This is a genomic window from Streptomyces sp. NBC_00454 (assembly GCF_041434015.1).
Lineage (GTDB): Bacteria > Actinomycetota > Actinomycetes > Streptomycetales > Streptomycetaceae > Streptomyces.
Map to the genome: position 1 here is coordinate 6,149,113 of NZ_CP107907.1, position 19,327 is coordinate 6,168,439.

General features: G+C 71.8%; 15 protein-coding genes. 6 read left to right on the forward strand and 9 right to left on the reverse strand.

Features of this window, described 5'->3' with window-relative positions; all coding sequences use genetic code 11:
- Positions 1-110: 110 nt before the first annotated feature.
- Entirely contained in the window at positions 111-2,243 is a 2,133-nt protein-coding gene (locus OHU74_RS28265; RefSeq protein ID WP_371618469.1) for a prolyl oligopeptidase family serine peptidase, read from the reverse strand.
- Between the two features lie 97 nt (positions 2,244-2,340).
- On the opposite strand from OHU74_RS28265, the gene OHU74_RS28270 reads away from it, so the two are divergent.
- Positions 2,341-3,900: an MFS transporter gene (locus OHU74_RS28270; RefSeq protein WP_371618470.1), complete on the forward strand. Its 1,560-nt coding sequence runs from the start codon at positions 2,341-2,343 to the stop codon at positions 3,898-3,900.
- Between the two features lies 1 nt (position 3,901).
- Here OHU74_RS28270 and OHU74_RS28275 read toward each other — a convergent pair whose 3' ends face one another.
- The 3 genes from OHU74_RS28275 to OHU74_RS28285 form a co-directional block, all read right to left on the reverse strand.
- Positions 3,902-4,459 carry a hypothetical protein gene (locus OHU74_RS28275; RefSeq protein ID WP_371618471.1) on the reverse strand — a complete coding sequence of 186 codons (558 nt, stop codon included), beginning with the start codon at positions 4,457-4,459 and terminating at the stop codon, positions 3,902-3,904.
- Positions 4,460-4,554: 95 nt separating this feature from the next.
- On the reverse strand, positions 4,555-5,985 hold the full coding sequence (locus tag OHU74_RS28280) for a cytochrome P450 (RefSeq protein ID WP_371618472.1): 1,431 nt from the start codon (positions 5,983-5,985) through the stop codon (positions 4,555-4,557).
- 139 nt (positions 5,986-6,124) lie between these two features.
- Positions 6,125-6,721: an excalibur calcium-binding domain-containing protein gene (locus tag OHU74_RS28285; RefSeq protein ID WP_371618473.1), complete on the reverse strand. Its 597-nt coding sequence runs from the start codon at positions 6,719-6,721 to the stop codon at positions 6,125-6,127.
- A gap of 188 nt (positions 6,722-6,909) precedes the next feature.
- Here OHU74_RS28285 and OHU74_RS28290 point away from each other — a divergent pair, with 188 nt between their 5' ends.
- On the forward strand, positions 6,910-7,518 hold the full coding sequence (locus OHU74_RS28290) for an ADP-ribosyltransferase (RefSeq protein WP_371618474.1): 609 nt from the start codon (positions 6,910-6,912) through the stop codon (positions 7,516-7,518).
- Positions 7,519-7,593: 75 nt separating this feature from the next.
- Here OHU74_RS28290 and OHU74_RS28295 read toward each other — a convergent pair whose 3' ends face one another.
- Both OHU74_RS28295 and OHU74_RS28300 read right to left on the reverse strand, forming a co-directional pair.
- Positions 7,594-8,409, reverse strand: a complete 816-nt coding sequence (locus tag OHU74_RS28295) for a hypothetical protein (protein WP_371618475.1) — start codon at positions 8,407-8,409, stop codon at positions 7,594-7,596.
- A 406-nt stretch (positions 8,410-8,815) separates the two neighbouring features.
- Positions 8,816-9,352, reverse strand: coding sequence for a TIGR00730 family Rossman fold protein (locus OHU74_RS28300; RefSeq protein WP_371618476.1), 537 nt, complete (start codon positions 9,350-9,352; stop codon positions 8,816-8,818).
- A gap of 124 nt (positions 9,353-9,476) precedes the next feature.
- Between OHU74_RS28300 and OHU74_RS28305 the strand changes: the two genes are divergently transcribed.
- Positions 9,477-9,827 carry a trypco2 family protein gene (locus tag OHU74_RS28305; RefSeq protein WP_371618477.1) on the forward strand — a complete coding sequence of 117 codons (351 nt, stop codon included), beginning with the start codon at positions 9,477-9,479 and terminating at the stop codon, positions 9,825-9,827.
- Positions 9,824-12,994 (forward strand): trypsin-like peptidase domain-containing protein, encoded by a 3,171-nt coding sequence (locus OHU74_RS28310; RefSeq protein ID WP_371618478.1) that lies wholly within the window; start codon positions 9,824-9,826, stop codon positions 12,992-12,994. The genes OHU74_RS28305 and OHU74_RS28310 overlap by 4 nt, the downstream gene beginning before the upstream one ends.
- A 42-nt stretch (positions 12,995-13,036) precedes the next feature.
- Here OHU74_RS28310 and OHU74_RS28315 read toward each other — a convergent pair whose 3' ends face one another.
- Entirely contained in the window at positions 13,037-14,566 is a 1,530-nt protein-coding gene (locus OHU74_RS28315; protein ID WP_330299143.1) for a UDP-N-acetylglucosamine 1-carboxyvinyltransferase, read from the reverse strand.
- A 57-nt stretch (positions 14,567-14,623) separates the two neighbouring features.
- Positions 14,624-15,112: a MarR family winged helix-turn-helix transcriptional regulator gene (locus OHU74_RS28320; protein ID WP_371618479.1), complete on the reverse strand. Its 489-nt coding sequence runs from the start codon at positions 15,110-15,112 to the stop codon at positions 14,624-14,626.
- 110 nt (positions 15,113-15,222) lie between these two features.
- Between OHU74_RS28320 and OHU74_RS28325 the strand changes: the two genes are divergently transcribed.
- The gene (locus OHU74_RS28325) at positions 15,223-16,116 is read left to right on the forward strand and encodes a haloalkane dehalogenase (RefSeq protein ID WP_371618480.1); all 894 of its coding nucleotides are present in this window, start codon (positions 15,223-15,225) and stop codon (positions 16,114-16,116) included.
- A 74-nt stretch (positions 16,117-16,190) separates the two neighbouring features.
- On the opposite strand, the gene OHU74_RS28330 is transcribed toward OHU74_RS28325, so the two are convergent.
- Entirely contained in the window at positions 16,191-18,095 is a 1,905-nt protein-coding gene (locus tag OHU74_RS28330) for an amidohydrolase (RefSeq protein WP_371618481.1), read from the reverse strand.
- Between the two features lie 92 nt (positions 18,096-18,187).
- Between OHU74_RS28330 and OHU74_RS28335 the strand changes: the two genes are divergently transcribed.
- Positions 18,188-19,279: a LacI family DNA-binding transcriptional regulator gene (locus OHU74_RS28335; RefSeq protein ID WP_371618482.1), complete on the forward strand. Its 1,092-nt coding sequence runs from the start codon at positions 18,188-18,190 to the stop codon at positions 19,277-19,279.
- Positions 19,280-19,327: the final 48 nt, after the last annotated feature.

The window sequence follows — 19,327 nt, forward strand, 5'->3', positions numbered from 1 at the left end:
GAGGAGCGGGGTCTGGGGCGGAGCCCCAGGGAACGGTGGAAGGGCGGGTAGGGGACGGGCCCCGCGCAGCGGCGCACCCGCAGCCGGGACCCGCCCCCCACCCGCGCCAGTCAGAGGCAGAGGCCCAGCTCCCGCCGGAAGAACGCCAGTTCCTGCACCATGATCTTCTCCCGCACCCCGCCCGGGGTCATGTGAGTGACCCCAGGCAGCGCGAGCAGCTGATGCGGACGCCCCGCATCCGTCAGCGCCCGCGACAACCGCAGCGTGTGCGAAGGATGCACATTGTCATCGGCCAGCCCCGTCACCAGCAGCAGCGGCCGCGAAAGCCCCTCCGCGTCCGCGATCAGCGAGTCCCGCTCGTACACCTCGGGATTCTCCGCCGGCAGGCCCAGGTACCGCTCCGTGTACGCGGTGTCGTAGTGCCGCATGTCCGTCGGCGCGGCCCCCGCGGCGGCCGCGTGGAAGACGTCCGGCCGCCGCAGCACCGCGAGCGCGGACAGGTACCCGCCGTACGACCACCCGCGGATCCCGACCCGGTCCAGGTCGAGGTCGGCGTGGCGCTCCCCGAGCGCGAGCAGGGCTGCGACCTGGTCGTCCAGGGTGACGTCCGAGAACCCCCGGTACATGGCGTGCGTGAACCGCGGGGAGACGTACGCCGTGCCCCGGTTGTCGATGGTCACCACGGCGAAGCCCTGGTCGGCCCACCACTGCCGGTGCTGCCAGCGCCGCGGCTCCGCGCAGACGTCCTGTGCGCCGGGGCCGCCGTAGCTGTCGAGGAGTACGGGCAGCCGGGTGCCGGGTACGTGCCCGCGCGGCAGCACGAGCGCGGTGGGGATCTCGTGCTCGGTGACCCGCTCCAGCACCGGAACCACCCGGTACGGCATCGCCTGCGAGAAGTCCTGCGGAGTGAACTCCCGCCCGTCCGCGCTCCGCAGGACCCGCCGGATGCCGTCCGCGGAGGCAGAGGTGAGCAGCAGCGCCCCGCCGGATCCCTGGACCGAGTGGACCCCGGGTCCGTCCGCGAGCGGGCTCAGCTCGCCGGAGTCCGGATCCAGGAAGAACACCTGCTGCTCGGAGGGGTCGCGCCGGGCGCCCTCGATCAGCAGCCGGTCCCCGTGGGCCCCGGCGACCCGGCGGACCTGGAACCCGTCGCCGGTCAGGAGCACCCCGTCCACCGCGAGCCCGCGGGCGGCGCCGTCGGGGGTGTCGGCGCTGGTCAGCATCCGCCCGTCGGCCAGGCGCGCCGGGGTGCCGGGGACCATGGGGTCCACCCACCGGGGGTCGGTGGTGCGCGACAGCTCCCGGGTCCGCCCGGTGGCCGGGTCGGCGGAGAGCAGCAGGACGTGCTGCTGGAGCCGGTCCTGGACGGTCAGCAGGATCTCCCCGGGCGACTCCCAGCCGGCGTCGGAGAGGTACGGGTAGGTCTGCGCGTCCCAGTCGAGGCGTACGGGGTCGCGGCCCGGTCCGAGGACCCACAGCTGGACGTCCGCGTTGGGGCCGCCCGCCTCGGGGTACGCGAAGTCCTCGGCCGCCAGCTCCGGGTGCGCCGGGTCGGCGAACCAGCGCCGCTGGAGGGCGGATTCGTCGACGCGGGCGGCGAGCAGGCTTTCCCCGTCCGGGGACCACCAGTGCCCCCGGGAGCGCCCGAGCTCCTCGGCGGCGGCGAACTCGGCGACGCCCCAGCGGGCTCCGTCCTCGGGGCTGATCCGGCCGCCGGGGGCGGTGTACAGGGCGTCGTCGGCGACGTAGGCGATGCGGGAGCCGTCGGCGTCGGGGCGGGGATCGAAGGCGGGCCCGGCGACGGGGACCTCCTTGGGCTGAGCGGGCTGGGCGGGCTGCCCGGGCTCCGCGCCGCGTTCCGCTCCGGCCGGGCACGTGACCTCGTACAGCCGCCCGTACAGCGGGAACACCGCGCGCAGGCCGTCGCCGGAGAGCGCGTACGAGCCGATCCCGGCCGCCACGAGCCGGGTCCGCTCGCGCAGGCGGCGCTCGGCGACGGGCAGGGGCGGGGCCGCGGCCGCGGAGTCCAGCTCGGGGCACAGTTCGCGGGGGTCGGCAAGGCGGGTCTCGGTGCCGGTGGCGGTGTCCAGGACCCAGAGGGAGTCGAGGGGGTCCGTGGGTCCGGTGGAGCGGAGGAACCAGAGGAGCCGGCCTTCGTCGCCGAAGGCGAAGGCGCGCGGGGCGCCGTAGGTGAACCGGGCGGTGCTCGCGGAGAGCCTGAGGAAGTCATCCATGCGATCCATGGGGCCAGTGTGTCATGTGAAATAGCACATAACACATGCCACATAGACTAGGCCGTTCGAGTGGTGACCCTTGGGGTACGGGCTTAGCGTCGAAAAGGTGGACCGGAACGCTACGCCGAGCAGCACCAGCACTGGGACCAACGGCAAGGTCCGAGGAAGCGGACACGGGCTCGCCCTGCTCGTGATCGCCTCCTGTCAACTCATGGTCGTTCTCGACATCACCATCGTGAACATCGCGCTGCCGCACATCCAGACGGCCCTCGGCTTCTCCACGGAGAGCCTGTCCTGGGTGGTCAACGCCTACACCCTCACCTTCGGCGGCCTGCTGCTCCTCGGCGGGCGCACCGGCGACATCCTCGGCCGGCGACGCGTCTTCATGTTCGGCGTACTGCTCTTCGGCCTGGCCTCGCTGCTGGGCGGACTCGCCCAGAACGCGGGCCAGTTGATGGGCGCCCGCGCCCTCCAGGGCGTCGGCGGCGCCATCGCCTCACCGACCGCGCTCGCGCTGATCACCACCACCTTCAAGGAAGGCCCCGAACGCAACCGGGCGTTCGGCGTGTTCGCCGGCGTCTCTGCGGGCGGCGGCGCGATCGGGCTGCTCGCGGGCGGCCTCCTCGTGGAGTGGCTCAACTGGCGGTGGGTGCTCTTCGTCAACGTCCCCATCGCCCTGCTGATCGCCCTGGCCACCCCCAAGGTGATCCGCGAGTCCGAACGCCATCCCGGACACTTCGACCTCGCGGGCGCCCTGCTCTCCACGATCGGCATGGTCGCCCTGGTCTACGGGTTCATCCGCGCCTCCCAGGAGGGCTGGCGGGACGGGCTGACGCTGGTCTCCTTCGCGGCGGCCGTGGTCCTGCTCTGCCTCTTCGTCGTCAACGAGCGGCGCTCGCCACAGCCGATCACCCCGCTCCACATGTTCGCGGACCGCAACCGGGCCGGAACCTACGCGATCATGCTCTTCTTCGCCTGCGCCATCTTCGGCATGTTCTTCTTCCTGACCCTGTTCGTGCAGAACGTGCTGGGCTTCAGCCCGCTGCGCGCCGGGCTCGCCTTCCTGCCGGTCAGCGTGATGGTCGCGGTGTTCGCGGGGATCACCTCCCAACTGCTCCCGAAACTGGGGCCCAAGCCCTTCATGGTGTCGGGATCCCTGTGTGCGGCCGCCGGACTGGCCTGGCTCACGCAGACCGACATCCACTCGACGTACCTGGGCAGCATCCTGGGACCGATGCTGCTCTTCAGCGCGGGCATGGGTCAGCAGTTCGTGTCCCTGACCCTGATGGCGCTCTCGAACGTCCCCGACCGGGAGTCGGGCGCGGCCTCCGGGCTGCTCAACTCGATGCAGCAGGTGGGTGGCTCGCTCGGACTGTCCATCCTGGTCACGGTGTTCGGCACGGCCAGCCGCAACGAGGCCAAGGACCAGGTGGGTTCCTTCCTGCGCGACTCCACGCCGGAGCAGAAGGCCTTCTTCGCACGCACCAAACAGTTCCCGAAGCCGTGGAGCGATCAGGTCCTCACCTCGGGAGTCAGCGCCGCCTTCGTGGCGGCAGCCGCGTTCACCCTGGTCACGGCGCTGATCGCGCTCTTCGTCATCCAGGTCAGACCCTCGGACCTCGCCCGCCTCCAGGGCAACCACGCTCCCGCCGCGACGAAGGCCTGAGCTACGCCCGGCAGTTGGCGGACAGGGCCGCGCGCAGCCGGGCCGCGTCCCGCGGGGTGTCCATGCTCAGGGAGAGCCGCGAACCGTCGGGGAAGCCCAGGTCGACGCGGGTACGGCGGTGCGGTCGCGGGGAACGGCGTACGGCGGCGGCCGCGACGTGGACCGGGCGGGAGGGGGCCGAGCGGTCCCAGGGCGGGCGGACGGCCAGCTTGCCCGGCTCCGCGCCGAAGGTGGCGCGGGGACCGGGCCCGTCGCACTGCCAGCGCGTCCAGTGGAACCCGTACAGCACCAGGGCGAGCGCCCCGGCCTCGCTGCGCCAGCCCCCGCGCAGGGCGGGGCCGTGCAACAGTCGGCCGGCCAGCCGGGCGGCGCGCTCCACGGGGTCCAGGAGCGCGGCCGCGGCGTCGGCGAGGTCGTCGGGCAGCGCGGTCAGGAACCGGAAGGGGAAGAACCCACGCAGCCGGCGCCGCAGGGGAGGCCGGGCCGGCGCACCCGGGAGCAGTGGGCGCGGTGGCCGGCGTACATACGGGGACAACCTCCCCGGAATCTCCTCTTCCATCGGGCCATGATGGCCGCAGGTGCCGGTACGAGTCCAGGAATTGGGGCGGTGCGGCCGCGCGGTGTCCCCAGGCGGCCGCAGGCGCCCGCGCGGCCTCAGGCGCCCACGCGCCGGATCCGGCAGCGCGCCGGGCCCACGGAGTTCAGGGTGATCCCGGCGGACACCGCGATCTCGGTGTCCACGGCCTCGAACTCGTACTCCCGCAGGATCATCGCCAGCGCGATCACCGACTCCAGCATCGAGAAGTGCTGACCGATGCAGGCGCGCGGGCCCCCGCCGAAGGGGAACCAGGCGTAACGGGGCCTGGCCGCCTCCGCCTCCGGGGTGAACCGGTCGGGGTCGAAGCGCTCCGGGTCCGGCCAGTACCGGGGGTGGCGGTGGGTCACCCACGGAGCCAGGATCACGTCCGCGCCCGCCGGGATGGTGTGGCCGTCCACCTCGGCCGCCGCGACCGAGCGGCGGCCGATGACCGGGGCGGCCGGGTAGAGCCGCATGGCCTCCTTGAGCACCTGGGTGAGGTACGGGAGGCGGTCGAGGTCGGCGGCCCCGGGCGTACGGTCGTCCAGGACCTCGGCGATCTCGGCGCGGGCCCGGTCCTGCAACTCGGGGTGGCGGGCCAGCAGATGGAGGGAGAAGGAGAGCGAGGTGGCGGTCGTCTCGTGTCCCGCGAGCAAGAAGATCAGTACCTGTTCGCGCAGTTCGGTGGCGTCGAACTCGGCGTCCTGCGTGCTCGTGGCGGCCGCGAGCAGCGACAGCAGGTCCTCGCCCTCACCCTTGCCTTCGCCTTCGGCGCCGGTGGCGTGGGCATCGGCTGAGGGACCTCCCCGGCGCTCGGCGACGATCTTGTCGCAGACCCCGTACAGCTCCTCCAGCGCGGCCGCCGCCCGCTTGTTGCCCGGAGTGGGCCAGGTGCGGGGGACGTTCACGGGGGAGTAGCCGCGGCGCAGCACGTACTCGGTGATGACCGGAAAGCATCGGTCCACGACGTCGACGGTGGCTTCGACATCGGCGCCGAAGAGGATCCGGGCCACCGCGCGCAGGGCGAGGACCATCATCTCGTCCGAGACGTCGACGATGCCGTCCGGGGACCGCTCCCAGGCGCTGAGGGTCGATGCGGTCTCCGAGGCGACGGCCTCGGCGTACCCGTCCACCCGGCGCTTGGTGAACAGCGGCTGGACCAGCCGACGTTGGCGCAGGTAGTCCTCGTCCTGGCTGGTCAGCAGGCCGTTGCCGAGGGCGTCCCGGACCTCTTGGTAGACGGCGTTGTCCTTGCGGAAGTTGGCCGCCTGCGATGCCAGCACCTGCTGGACCCCCTCCGGCGAGAACACGCACGTCAGCTCGGCGCGCAGTCCCGGCGGCCCGGCCGTGATCCGGACGACGTCGCCGTGCTCGTGGTGCGCGCGCAGATACGTACCGAGCGAATCCGCCCTGAGGTCGGCGAGGGACCCGAGCAGCGGTACGCCCGCGAGCCGGGGGATCTCCTTACCGGTCTCCGCGCCTGTCCGTGCTGTTCCCGTTGCTGCCATGGCTCCGCCCTCAGAACTGTGCCGACGGGCCGATTCTCCAGGCGGGCGCGGCCCCGGGGGAGGGGTGCCGCGGCATCCGGCCGAATACCGCCGCCGCGCGCACCCCTTCTCCCGGCTTTCCTGCCTGCCCCCGGCCTTCCTACTTGTCGCAGGCGATGCCGTCGTTGTCCCGGTCGAGGTGCTTGCCGTAGCCGGGCTGGCCGCGCCGGATGGGGGCCGCGCCGGCGGCCTTGGCCTCGTCGCAGTTCTTGTAGGTGACGTCCTTGGGGCCGGGAGCCGGAGTCGGGCTTGACTTCGGCTTCGGGGCGCCCGGGGTCGGGGTCGACGGGCGGCTCGGGGCCTTGGTCGGGTGCAGGGTGGCGCCCGCCTGCTCCGGGCACGGGATCCCGGGCGCGGTGAGGGAGATCTCGACGGAGGTGGTGCCCACCACGGAAGTGGCTGCCGCCGGAGTCTGGAAGCAGACCGCCCACTGCGCGTGGTCGGCGGCCAGCGGGACATCGACGTACGCACTGCGGACCTCTGGCGCCTTGGTGATCACCTGCTTGACGAGGATCTCGGCCTCGGCGTGCTTCTTGCCGACGAGCGCGGGCATCGAGGGTCCGGCGGTGGAGGTCGGCGTGGGCGTACCCCTCGGCTTGTCGGCACCCTTCGGCGCGGCCGAGTCCTGGCACCCGGAGACGAGCAGTACGACGGCCCCCACGGCGGTCGCTATGGCGACGCCCCGACGGTGAAACATGAATGACCCCCAGATCAACGGCATGCAACCGCCGTAGCTTAGTCACGCGGGGGGCGCCGTGCTCCGGCGAAGGATCGTTCCGCCTCCAACTTGGGCCGCAATCAAGGGAGTCGGGCCCAGGCGGCCGACACGCTCACCTTCGGGTGAGGATCCCCCTGCGGGCGGCGCGAGGCCGCCAGGGTGAGGCCATGATCACCTCTGCTCTGCGCCGCCGTGTCGTCGCGCTCGCGACCGTCCTCGCCGCAGCCTTGTTGCCGCCGGTTTCCGCCTCCGCCTCCGTCCATGCGGCGGCGCCCGCGAACTCCTGCCCCCGGGTCCAGAACCACCTCTTCGCCGCCGCCGACGACAGCGTCGAGATCGAGCGGATCACCCCGTCCCCGTCCTGGCGGATCAACTGCAAGCAGCTCTACCGCTCGGACGGCCGCCCGCCGGAGGTGGTCTTCGAGGAGGGCTTCCTCCCCAGGGACGTCCGCAACGGCCAGTACGACATCGAGAGTTACGTCCTGGTCAACCAGCCCTCCCCGTACGTCTCCACGACCTATGACCACGACCTTTACAAGTCCTGGAAGAGCGGCTGGAATTACTACATCGACGCCCCCGGCGGGGTGGACGTCAACCAGACCATCGGCGACACCCACAAGTACGCCCGCCAGGTCGAGGTGGCTTTCCCGGGCGGCATCGAGCGCTCGTTCATCGTGGCCGTCTGCCGGGTCGACACGGTGAAGAAGGTCGAGATCATGGACGAGTGCCAGGACAACCCGCACTACGAGCCCTGGCGCACCAACTACCCGGGCTGACCCACCGCCTTGCAGGAGCGGCGGGGCGGGACACTGTCGTCCGTCCCGGCCGCTCCTGCGGGTGCGGCGCGGCGGTCAGGAGTGCCAGCGGTTCTTGCCGTCGGAGGCGGGCCCGCACACGAGGGCCTTGCCCGTCTTCGAAACGCCTGTGGCGCCGGCCGGGGAGCAGAAGGCGCCCGGTGTCCGGACGGTGCCGCTGGAGCCGCCGGTCGAGGAACCCCCCGAGGACGACGTGCCGCCGGTCGAGGACGACGTGCCGCCGGTACCGGTGTCGTCGTCCTGGGTGGGCGTCGGCGTCGGCGTCGGCGTCGGCTTCGGGTGGAGGGCGGTGCCCTTCCCGGCCGGGCACGCCGTGCCGGGGGCCACGAGGTGCACGCTGGTGCTCGCGGTCCTGGCCACGAGCTTCGCTCCTCCCTCGGGGCCCTGGAAGCAGACGACCCAGTCCGCGTGGGCGGCGGGAACCTCCACGTCCGCGTACGCGCTCAGGACGGCGAGTTCGGTGTCGACCAGGTCCTCGACGGCCTTCTCCGCCTCCCCGAACGGCTTGCCCACGACGACGGGCATGAGCGGGTCCGCGCTCGGCGTGGGTACGGGCGTGGGCGAGGCACTCGCCGAGGGCGTGGCTTGGACGGTGACGGCCGACTGCGGCTTGGCATCGTCCGCGGACTTCTTCGGCGGGTCGGAGGCGAGGAGGGGCGCCAGGAACCAGAGGCCCGCCAGCACCGTAGCGATGATCTTCTTCTTCTGGTCCCACTGGCTCAGCCAGACCAGCGCGATGCCGACGGGCGGGATGACGACCAGCAGGGTGATGATCAGTGCCGGGTGCTGCCACCATCGCCGCACCGGCGCGTGCGGGTGCTGGTAGGGCGGCGGGTACGGCTGGTAGCTCACAGGAAGTCCTTCTGGCGACACGGAGCGTGGGGGGCCAGGGAAGCGTACAGAAGAGCGAACTCGTACTGATCGGTACGCAGGAAGCGCCCCACCCCGGCCCCAATTCCCCTCAACTCCAAGGATCCAGCGCGTGCTTGCCCTGGGTCAGGCGGGATTCGAGCCGCTGGAGGACAGCGGGTCCGTCGGCGAGCGGGTGGATCTCCGGTGAGCCGGGCGGGTAGACGCCGTCGGCGATCAGGACGGCGAGCTCGCTCAGAAGGTCCCGAAAGATCAGGGGGCGTCCTCGGCCAGGGCGCCGATGTGCAGGCCTACTGCATGACGTCCGGTCTTCGTGGTGACGCAGGCTTCGCTGATCCTCATGTCCCGGACAACGCAACGGAGTTACGGGACGGCGGCCTGGTGGCGGCTACGCGCCCGCGTTCTCCACCAGATGGGCGAGCGCCGTCTCGGCGTCGTCGGCGAAGAAGACCAGGTCGGTCAGGGGCACCGGCAGGAACCCCTCCTCCTCCATCCGCCGGAACTGCGTCTTGAGGCCGTCGTAGAACCCCGCCGTGTTGAGGAGCACCACCGGCTTCGTGGTCTTTCCGTGCTTCTTGAGCTCCAGGATCTCGGTCGCCTCGTCCAGCGTCCCGGTCCCACCGACCATGATCGCGACCGCGTCGGCCTTGGCCAGCAGCAGCGCCTTGCGTTCGGCGAGGTCGCCGGCGATCACCATCTCGTCGGCGTTCTTGCGGGCGCTGGCCGCCAGGAAGCCGACCGATACGCCCACGAGCCGGCCCCCCGCCGCCTGGACGCCGTCCGCGACGACCTTCATCAAGCCGCTCTCGGAGCCGCCCCACACCAGCGTGTGACCGCCCTTGCCGAGGAGTTCGGCGAACTCCCGGGCCGGTCCGGTGTAGCGCTCGTCGAGGTCGGCGGCCGAGAGGAAGACGCAAATGTTCATACGCCAACACTACGAGCAGCCGCCTGACGCACCGAGCCCCGCCCTCTCCGGATCGCCGTTTCGTGCCAGGGACAATGTGATAGTGGTAGCGGTTGACGATGGACCGAGTGGGGGAGTCGGAGACGTGCGCGATCCGTTGGAGAACGTGGAACTCGCGGAGGCCGTACAGGGCTTGCGGGATCAGCTGATGGCCTCCGTGCACGCCGCGGACGGCCAGCGCGTCAGGTTCGAGGTCGACGAGATCACTCTGGACTTCTCGGTCGAGCTGCGGCGCGACGCGACGGTCAAGGCGGGGTTCAAGGCCTGGGTGGTCTCCGGCGACGCCCAGGTGGGGGTGGCGCAGAACGCCGTCCACAAGGTGTCCGTGAAGCTGAAGCCGAAGGACTCGGTCAACGGCGGGCCGATCGAGATCGGAAATCAGGCCGAAGTCGACATGGGTGACTTCGAGCATCCGTCCGGACTGCGCGGCGGATGAGCGCCCGGTCCGTCGAACGCATCGCCATCGTTCAGGGAGCACGGCAGGGCAGCGGCTTCCTACTGGACTCCCGCCTGGTGCTCACCTCGGCGCACCTGTTCGAAGGGGAGGACGGGGCTGCTCGCGTCGCCGTCCCCGGAGGGACTGGGACGCGCAGCTGCCGCCTCGTGTGGCGCCGCTACGACGAGTCGTGCGACGCGGCCCTGCTCGAAGCGGACGAAGACCTGGTCAGGGACGCCACGACGTGCCGGATGTCCGACGTCCGGTGGGGCCGGACAACCGGCTTGGCCGCCTGGGAGAACTGCGAAGCGGTGGGCTACCCGCGCATCTCGCTCCGGGACGGGACGAGGCCGGACACCGAGCAGATCGTGGGCACGCTGAAGCCGGGGTCGTCCGTCCTGCGCGGCCGCTACGTCCTGGACAGTTCCCACGCCCCGCCGCCCGCGGCCGGCACCCCCGGCGCATCGCCGTGGCAGGGGATGTCGGGTGCCGCGCTCTTCGCCGGCGAGTACCTGATCGGCGTGGTCTCCGGGGACCCGGGGCAGTGGGCTCACGCACGGGTGGAAGCCGTTCCCATCTCCGTCGTGGTGGCCGATGCCGGCTTCCAGCGGGCGGTGGAGGCAGCTGCGGGGCTGCGGCCCGAGGCGGTGGAGATCGGCAGGCCGGCGCCGCAGGTGGGGCACGAGGCCTCCGCCTCCCGCGAAGGCGACTGGCTCCCCGTCGCCGACGCCCACCCGGTCTCCTTCGGTGTTCATCGCGCGCCGGATGCCGCCGACCACCCGGACGTCGTGGAGTACGTGCCGCGCCGCGTCGATGCGCAGGTGGACGCCCGGCTCGAAGCGCTGGCGGAAACGGGCGGCATGCTGCTGCTGACAGGGGATTCGGCCGCGGGCAAGTCGAGGGCCCTGTTCGAAGGCATGGTCCGCAATTTCCGGGACCGGTCGGTCTGCAAGCCGGACCCCGACGTCGACCTGTCCTTCCTGCATTCTTCTTCCGGAAGTGATCAGGAGAAGCTCGTATGGCTCGACGACCTGCACCACTACCTGCGGTCCGACGGGCTGACGCCGTCCCTGCTCGACCGGCTCGTCCGCCGCGGCACGGTCGTGCTCGCCACGCTGCGCACCGAGTTCCACGAGCACTACACGGATGAGGAGGACGGCCCGTCGCTCTCGCGGGGCACCGGGCCGCGCCTGCCGTCCTCGCCGGGCAGAGTGATCCGCGCAGCGCATCACGTAACCCTGGACCGGATCTGGACCGACGACGAGCGGCGGGCTGCGTCGTCGCGCGAGGATCCGCGCATCGTTGCGGCACTGAACGCCGACAGGGCACATGGGGTGGCGGAGTACCTCGCGGCGGGACCGCAGGTCCTCAAGCGGTGGAAGGCCGCTTCCCGGGTGAAAGGCAACCCCCGGGGTGCCGCTCTCGTCGCGGCCGCCGTCGCCCTCGCCCGCACAGGTGTGGACACTGCGCTGGCGACGGAGTCCCTGGAACGCCTCCACGCGCACTTCCTCGACCAGGCGGGCGGCCCGGCGCTGCGGCCGGAAGGCATGGAGGAAGCCTGGGACTGGGCGTCCAGGATCGTGCTGGGCGTGACCAGCCCCCTGGTTCCGGGCCGGGGAGGAACGTGGAAGCCGTTCGACTACCTTGTGTCCGACGCCGCGCGCCGGTCCCGTCCGAGCGAGCTCCCGGGCCAGGTGTGGGACGAGGCCCTGCGCATCGTGGACGACACGCGCCGTGTGCTGGTGTCGACCGTCGCGAGGGTGGCGGGCCGGCCGGACGTGGCCAAGGAGGTGCTCCACCCCCTTGCGGAGGCGGACGATCCCGACGGCTTGATCAACCTGGGCGCGCTGCTGGCCCTGGAGAAGGACTATGACGGTGCCGGCCGCTGCTTCGAGCGCGTTTTCCGCCTGGGCGACTCCACCGGGGCTCACAACATGGGTGCCCTGTCCTTCGCGAAGGGGGATCTGGAGGCGGCACTGGAGTGGTACGAGCGTGCGATCGAGGGCGGGGAGAGGGAGTCGATCGGCGCCCTCGGCCTGGTCCACGAAAAGCTGGGGAACCAGGCCGAGGCGATAGCGCTCTGGAAGCGCGGTACCGAGGCCGGCGATCCTGGGAGCGCACTGCACTACTCGGACTGGCTGAGGTCGAAGTGGCAGTCGGACGAAGCCGTCGAGGCCCTGAGGATTGCCGCGGACGGTGAGATCCCGTTCGCCGCGCTCTCGTACGCCGGCGTCCTCCTGCGCAGAAGCGACCACGAGACGGCGAACGCCTACGTCTCGCGTGCCTACGATGCGGCGGTCAAGCAGGGGAATCTGGGCGACCCCATCGGCTGCCTGATGGCCGGCGTGACCGCGTACTCCTTCGGCAACGTCCGGCTGGGGGAGGAGTGGTGGAGCCGGGCACGGGAGCACGGCCACCCGTCGGACTGGGTGGTCCTGGAGGCCGCGGACGGCTCGGCCGGGCTCCCGCACCTGGCCTTCAGCCAGGACTGCCTGGACAGACTCGGGCAGGAGGAAGCCCGTTCCCTCATGCAGTTGCTCTGGGCCGGCGACTGCCAGGACTGCGGATACCCGCTGGGCGACGGCGTTCCGGCACTCCATGTGGACGACCAGCACAGCTGGGCCGACGCACGGCTCTTCCACTTCGGACTGTGCCGGTATCCGCACTGGAACGATTCGGCCCTGATCAATGTGGCCAAAGAGGCCGGCATCAGCTGGACGGCCTTCACCGCCGGAGTGCCGGTGGGGGAGCGGAACGACCTGCTCGTTCCCACTCTCGTGGTCAACCCCTCTCTCGAGGTGGCGCAGTTGGTCCACAGCGGGGACCGCTGGACGGCCACGTCCGCTTCCGGGCCCCGGTCGGCCCGCGCTGAAGCGCTCCACCTCCAGCCGCTGTGGTCCGGATTGCCGCCCAGGTCGTCCGACGGGCGTGCTTGGGCATTCACCGGTCCCGGTGAGGTCGCGGTGGCAACGCTCGGCGAGCTCTGGAGCGCTCCTGCGACTGAGGAGTTCATTGCACTGGTGCAGCAGTACGGAGGAATGGTGCTCATCGCGGCGAGCATCGTCGGACCCGATTCCCCGCCCACCGTGGAAGTCCTGACGGACGCTCTGGACGCCTGGGACTCGATGACGAGGTGGGTCCCTGTGCGTCTGCCTCCCCCCGACTGACCCGTCGGGGGGAGGCCCTCCAGCCGGGCGCCCGGCGAACCCCTAGATGTCCCTGAAGATCTCGATCTGGGCGCCCACCGAGTTCAGGCGTTCCGCCAGTTCCTCGTAGCCGCGGTTGATGACGTAGACGTTGCGCAGGACCGAGGTGCCCTCGGCCGCCATCATCGCCAGGAGGACGACCACCGCCGGGCGCAGGGCCGGGGGGCACATCATTTCCGCGGCGCGCCAGCGGGTCGGGCCCTCGACCAGGACGCGGTGGGGGTCCAGGAGCTGGAGGCGGCCGCCGAGGCGGTTGAGGTCCGTGAGGTAGATGGCGCGGTTGTCGTACACCCAGTCGTGGATCAGGGTCTGACCCTGGGCCACGGCCGCGATGGCCGCGAAGAACGGGACGTTGTCGATGTTCAGCCCGGGGAAGGGCATCGGGTGGATCTTGTCGATCGGGGCTTCGAGCTTCGACGGGCGGACGGTGAGGTCCACCAGCCGGGTGCGGCCGTTGTCGGCGGTGTACTCCGCCGAGCGGTCGTGGTCGAGGCCCATCTCCTCCAGGACCGCGAGCTCGATCTCCATGAACTCGATCGGGACCCGGCGGATGGTGAGTTCGGATTCCGTGACGACCGCCGCGGCCAGCAGGCTCATCGCCTCGACCGGGTCCTCGGAGGGGGAGTAGTCGACGTCCACGTCGATGTTCGGGACGCCGTGGACCGTCAGGGTCGTGGTGCCGACCCCGTCCACCCGGACGCCGAGGGCCTCCAGGAAGAAGCACAGGTCCTGGACCATGTAGTTGGACGAGGCGTTGCGGATGACCGTGGTGCCGTCGTGCCGGGCGGCGGCCAGCAGTGCGTTCTCGGTGACGGTGTCCCCGCGCTCGGTCAGCACGATCGGGCGGTCCGGGGAGATCCCGGCCTCGACCTGGGCGTGGTAGATGCCCTCGGTCGCGGTGATGTCCAGGCCGAAGCGGCGCAGGGCGATCATGTGCGGCTCGATGGTGCGGGTGCCGAGGTCGCAGCCGCCCGCGTAGGGCAGCTTGAAGTGGTCCATCCGGTGGAGGAGGGGACCGAGGAACATGATGATGCTGCGGGTGCGGCGGGCCGCGTCCGCGTCCATGGCGTCCATGTCGAGGCGGGCCGGCGGTACGAGTTCCAGGTCGACGCCGTCGTTGATCCAGCGGGTGCGGACTCCGATGGAGTTCAGGACCTCAAGGAGGCGGTAGACCTCCTCGATGCGGGCGACGCGGCGCAGCACCGTACGGCCCTTGTTGAGCAGCGAGGCGCACAGCAGGGCCACGCACGCGTTCTTGCTCGTCTTGACGTCGATCGCACCGGACAGGCGGCGGCCGCCGACCACGCGCAGGTGCATCGGGCCGGCGTAGCCCAGCGAGACGATTTCGCTGTCGAGGGCTTCCCCGATGCGCGCGATCATCTCGAGGCTGATGTTCTGGTTGCCGCGCTCGATCCGGTTCACGGCGCTCTGGCTGGTTCCGAGCGCGTCGGCGAGCTGACTCTGTGTCCAGCCCCGGTGCTGCCGGGCGTCACGGATGAGCTTGCCGATGCGTACGAGGTAGTCGTCTCCCATGGCTGCACCGTATCTCAGATATGAGATGACGCTCGCGCTGGGTGTGGCAGACGGGTGTTATCCGGCGTCAGCTCCCATATCGGGGCCGGAGCGCGCGTGGTGGTCGACGAGCCGGCCGAGCAGTCGGGTGAGCTGCTCGCGCTCCGGTACGGACAAAGGGGACAGCAACTCTTCCTGGGCCGCGGCGAGCAGCTGTTCCAGCTTGCGCAGCCGGCGCCGGCCGGGCGGTGTGAGGGTGATGACGTTGCGCCGCCGGTCGGCGGGGTCGGGGGTCCGCTCGACCAGTTCGCGTTCCGCGAGTTCGTTGATGACGGCGACCAGGTCGCTGCGGTGGATGCCGGTGCGGCCGCTCAGGGTGGCCTGGCTGGCCGGTCCGAACTCGTCCAGGGCGACCAGGGCCGCGTAGTGCCATTTGCGGGCATCTGCCCCGTTCAGTCCCTCGATGACGAACCGCTGGGCGTGCGCCGAGGCCTGTGCGAGCAGTCGGCTGGGCAGTTCCCGGAGTCGCGCCGGGACGGCGGCGGCCTGCTCCTCTTCCGTGGTCATGCCGGGATCCTACCTCTTGCGTTGGTGACACTAACGATCTAAATTCATTCGTGGCACTAATGTTTGTGTCACTAACGTTCGTCACGTCAACGAATTGAGAGGGGCCCTCCATGCCCACGATCGACGTACTCGACTCGACGATGCACTACGAGGAACTGGGCGCGGGGGCCGAAGGTGCCGCCGTCGTCTTCCTGCACGGCAACCCCACCTCCTCCCACCTGTGGCGCGGGGTGCTGCCCCGGATCGGCGGCGTGGCCGGGAGCCGGGGCCGGGTCCGCGTCCTCGCCCCCGACCTCATCGGAATGGGTCGCTCCGGCAAGCCGGGCGGCGACTACCGCTTCGCCGACCACGCCCGCTACCTCGACGCCTGGTTCGAGGCCCTGGGGCTGGACGAGGTCGTCCTCGTCGGCCAGGACTGGGGCGGGGCGCTCGCCTTCGACCGGGCGGCCCGGCATCCGGAGGGGGTCCGCGGCATCGCCTTCATGGAGACGATCCTGCGGCCGATGAGCTGGGAGGAGTTCCCGCCCGCCGCCCGCTCCCGGTTCGAAGCCCTGCGCACGCCGGGCACGGGGGAGGAGATGGTCCTCGAACGCAACCTCTTCATCGAGGACGGGCTCTCCAGGACGATCCTGTCCGGCCCGCTCGCCGAGGCGGACCACGCCGTCTACGCCGCCCCCTACCCGACGCCCGGAACCCGTCGGCCCATGCTTCAGTGGGCCCGCTCCATGCCGCTCGACGGTGAACCCGCCGACGTCGTCAGCCGGGTAAAGGAGTACGACGCCTGGCTGTCCGCCAGCCCTGAAGTCCCCAAGCTGCTCCTCACTTTCGACGGCTCACCCACCCTGATGATCGGCCCGCGGGAGGCCGAGTGGTGCGCGCAGAACGTCTCGGCGCTGGAGACCGAGTACTGCGGCGCCGCCGCCCACCTCTGCCCGGAGGACCGGCCCGAGGAGATCGCCGCGGCCGTCACGGCCTGGATCGCCCGCCACGGCCTCGCGGGTTGAGGTGCCCGAAGCCCGAAGCCCGAAGCCCGAAGCCCCGGCCCCCGGGCGCCTCAACCCTTCAACCGCTCAACCCCTCAGTGCCCGCAGGCGTGGTGCCTGCCACCGGCGTGCACCGACGCGTACGCGGCCGGGCGCGGGCCCGAAGCGGCGCCCGCCACCCGCGCCGAAGCCGCCCGCCCCGACGCCGAATCCGCGTCGTGCACCACTCGGCCCCCGACCAGGGTCAGCCGGACCCCCGTGCCGCTGATGTCGGCCACCGGGCAGCGCGTCACGTCCCGGTCCAGCACCACCAGGTCCGCCGCCTTCCCGGCCTCCACCGTGCCGGTCAGCTCCTCCTGGCGCAGTTGCCACGCCGTTCCCGACGTGTGCATCCGCAACGTGGTGTCCCGGCTCAGCGCCTCCTTCTCCGGGTGAAGGGCGCCCGACCCGAAGGCGCCCTGCCGGTCGATCGCCGTCCGCAGCTGGTTCCACACCTGAAGGGCGTCCACCGGCCAGTCGGAGCCGCCCGTCAGCCGCGCCCCCGCCTTCTCCAGGCTGCGCGCCGGGTACATCCACCGGTGCCGCTCGGGCCCGATGTACGGGAGCAGCGCCTCCATCGTCCAGGTGTCCTCGCTCGCCCACTGGAGCTGCATGCACGCCGCGACACCCAGCTGCGCGAAGCGCCGTAGGTCCGCCGGGTCCACGATCTGCAGGTGGGCCACCGCGTTGCGGGCGTCCCGGCTGCCCGTCACCCGCCGGGCGTACGCGTACCCGTCCAGGGCGGTGCGCACCGCCCGGTCCCCGAGCCCGTGGGCGTGCATCTGCCAGCCCGCCCGGTTGAAGGCGGCGCTGAGCCGGCCGTAGTCGGCCGCCGAGGTGTAGAGCTCGCCCCGGTTCCCGGTCGGCTTGCCGTTCCCGTCGAGGTACGGCTCCAGCAGCGCGGCCGTCTGCGCCGGGTACTCGATGACCCCGTCGAGGAACACTTTGATCATCCCGAACCGGAGTCCGCGCACGCCCTCGAACTCCCGCCGCAGCCCCCGCGCGTAGGCCAGCGAGGCGGCCGGGTCCTTGGCCTGCTCCGCGTCCAGCCGGATCGCCGGCACGATCCGCTGCGGCAGCCTGCCCGCCGCCGAGAGGGCCTGGTACAGCTCGAGTTCGTGCCGCCCCACCAGGGCGTCCATCATCGTCGTCACCCCGGACGCGGCCGCCAGTTCCAGCACCTTGGCGCAGGCCGCGACCAGTTCGGCCCGGGTGGGCTCCGGCACGTGGCGCTTCACCAGGCCCTGCGCGTCGTCCTTGAGGACACCCGTGGGCCTGCCGTCGGCGCCCTTGACCACTTGGCCGCCGACGGGGTCGGGGGTGGCCGCCGTGATCCCGGCGATGTCCAGGGCCCGCTGGTTGGCCCACAGGTTGTGCCCGTCGCCGCCGACCAGGGCGATCGGCCGCCGGGTCGGCAGGGCGTCCAGCATGTCGTGGTGCGGAAGGGTGCCCGAGGGCAGCAGCCCGACCGGGTTCCAGTCCTCCACCACCAGCCAGCGGTCCGGCTCGGCGGCCGCGCCGCCCGTGTCGGCGAGGAAGCCGGTCAAGATCGCCTGGAGGTCGGCCAGGGTGGTCTCCGCGCTCTCCAGGGAGGGGGAGAGCGAGCGCTCGCCCGCGCCGAGCGGGTGCACGTGCCCGTCGTGGATGCCGCTCATCACGGTGTTGCCGCGGGCGTCGACCACCTCGGTGTCCCGGCCGATGTACCGGCGCAGGGCCGCGTCGGTCCCGGTGGCCAGGATCTTCCCGTCCCGCCCGACCGCGACGGCCCGTACGGGCGCCCGGCCGCCGGTCCCGGTGTACACGGAGGCGTTGTGGATCACCAGGGCGGCCGAACCCCGCCCGCCGGAAGGGGCGGCGGAGGCGGGGGCCGCGCCCAGCAGACCCGCGGCGCCGGCGGCCCCTGCGGCGGCCCCGGCGGCGAGGAGCCCCCGGCGGGACAGGGGGGAGGAAGAAGACTGCATGCCCACTCCAAACGTTGGTGTGGCCAGGACGCTGTTTGATTAAGGGCTTAACCAGAACCCGGTTCCACCGACGAAATCCGTACGATGGCGCCGTGCCCACCCCCGCCCCCGGCCTCTTCCCCGGCCCCGTGCCCACCCCGATGCCCGCGCCCGCCCCCGTACCCGGTCCGACCCTCGCCGACATCGCGCGCGCCGCCGAGGTGTCCACCGCGACGGTCTCGCACGCGCTCAACGGCACCGGCCGGCTCGGCGAGTCCACCCGCCGGCGGGTCCGCGAGGTGGCCGGCGCCCTCGGCTACGGAGCCCGGCGCGGCCCGCACAACCGCAGCCTGGGCGTCGCGGTGACCACGTACGCGGGCTTCGCCTGGGACTTCGCGCGGATCGCCTACTTCTCCCGGCTGCTCACCGCCGCCACCTCGGCCGCCCACGCCCACGGCTACGCCCTGACCACCCTGCCCGCCGACCGGGGCGCCGAGCCGCTGTGGCACCAGCTCGCGGTGGACGGGATGCTGCTGCTCGACACCCCGGCCGACGACCCGGTGCTGCGCGCGCTGCGGGCGCGCGGCCTGCCGGTGGTCTTCGACGGGCGCCCGCCCGATCCCCGGCCGGGGGACGTGTGGGTGGACAACGACCACACCGCCACCACCCACGAGGTACTGGACCACCTGGCGCGATCCGGCGCCCGGCGGATCGCCCTGCACTCGGGGTACGGCCGGGAGTTCTACACCGAGGCCGTCACCTCAGCCTATGAACACTGGTGCGCCTCGCACGGCCGGGCCCCGCTCGTGGTCCCCTTCGACCCGAACGACGCGGCCGGGCACGCCTTCGACCCCGCTTTCACGGGACCGGACCGGCCCGACGCCGTCTACTGCGTATACGACCCGGGGGGCCGCCAGGTGCTGGCCGCGGCGGCCCGCCACGGCATCGCGATACCGGGCCGGGCGGGGAGCGCCGGATCCGGGGTGGAGGGCCTGCTGCTGGTGTGCGCGAGCGAGGATCCGGCCTACGCCGAGAACGAACCCGCCGTGACCACCGTCACCTTCGATCCGGACCGGATCGCCGCCACGGCCGTGTCAGTGCTGGTCAAGCTCGTCGAATCCGGACATGTGGAATCGCCTGGTCAGCTGACGGTACCGGCGGGCCTGCGGGTGCGTGCCTCGTCCCAGCCCCCGCACATGTACTAGAGTTATCTCGACATCGAGATATCTGCCCCGGACGTACCGCAGCCGTCC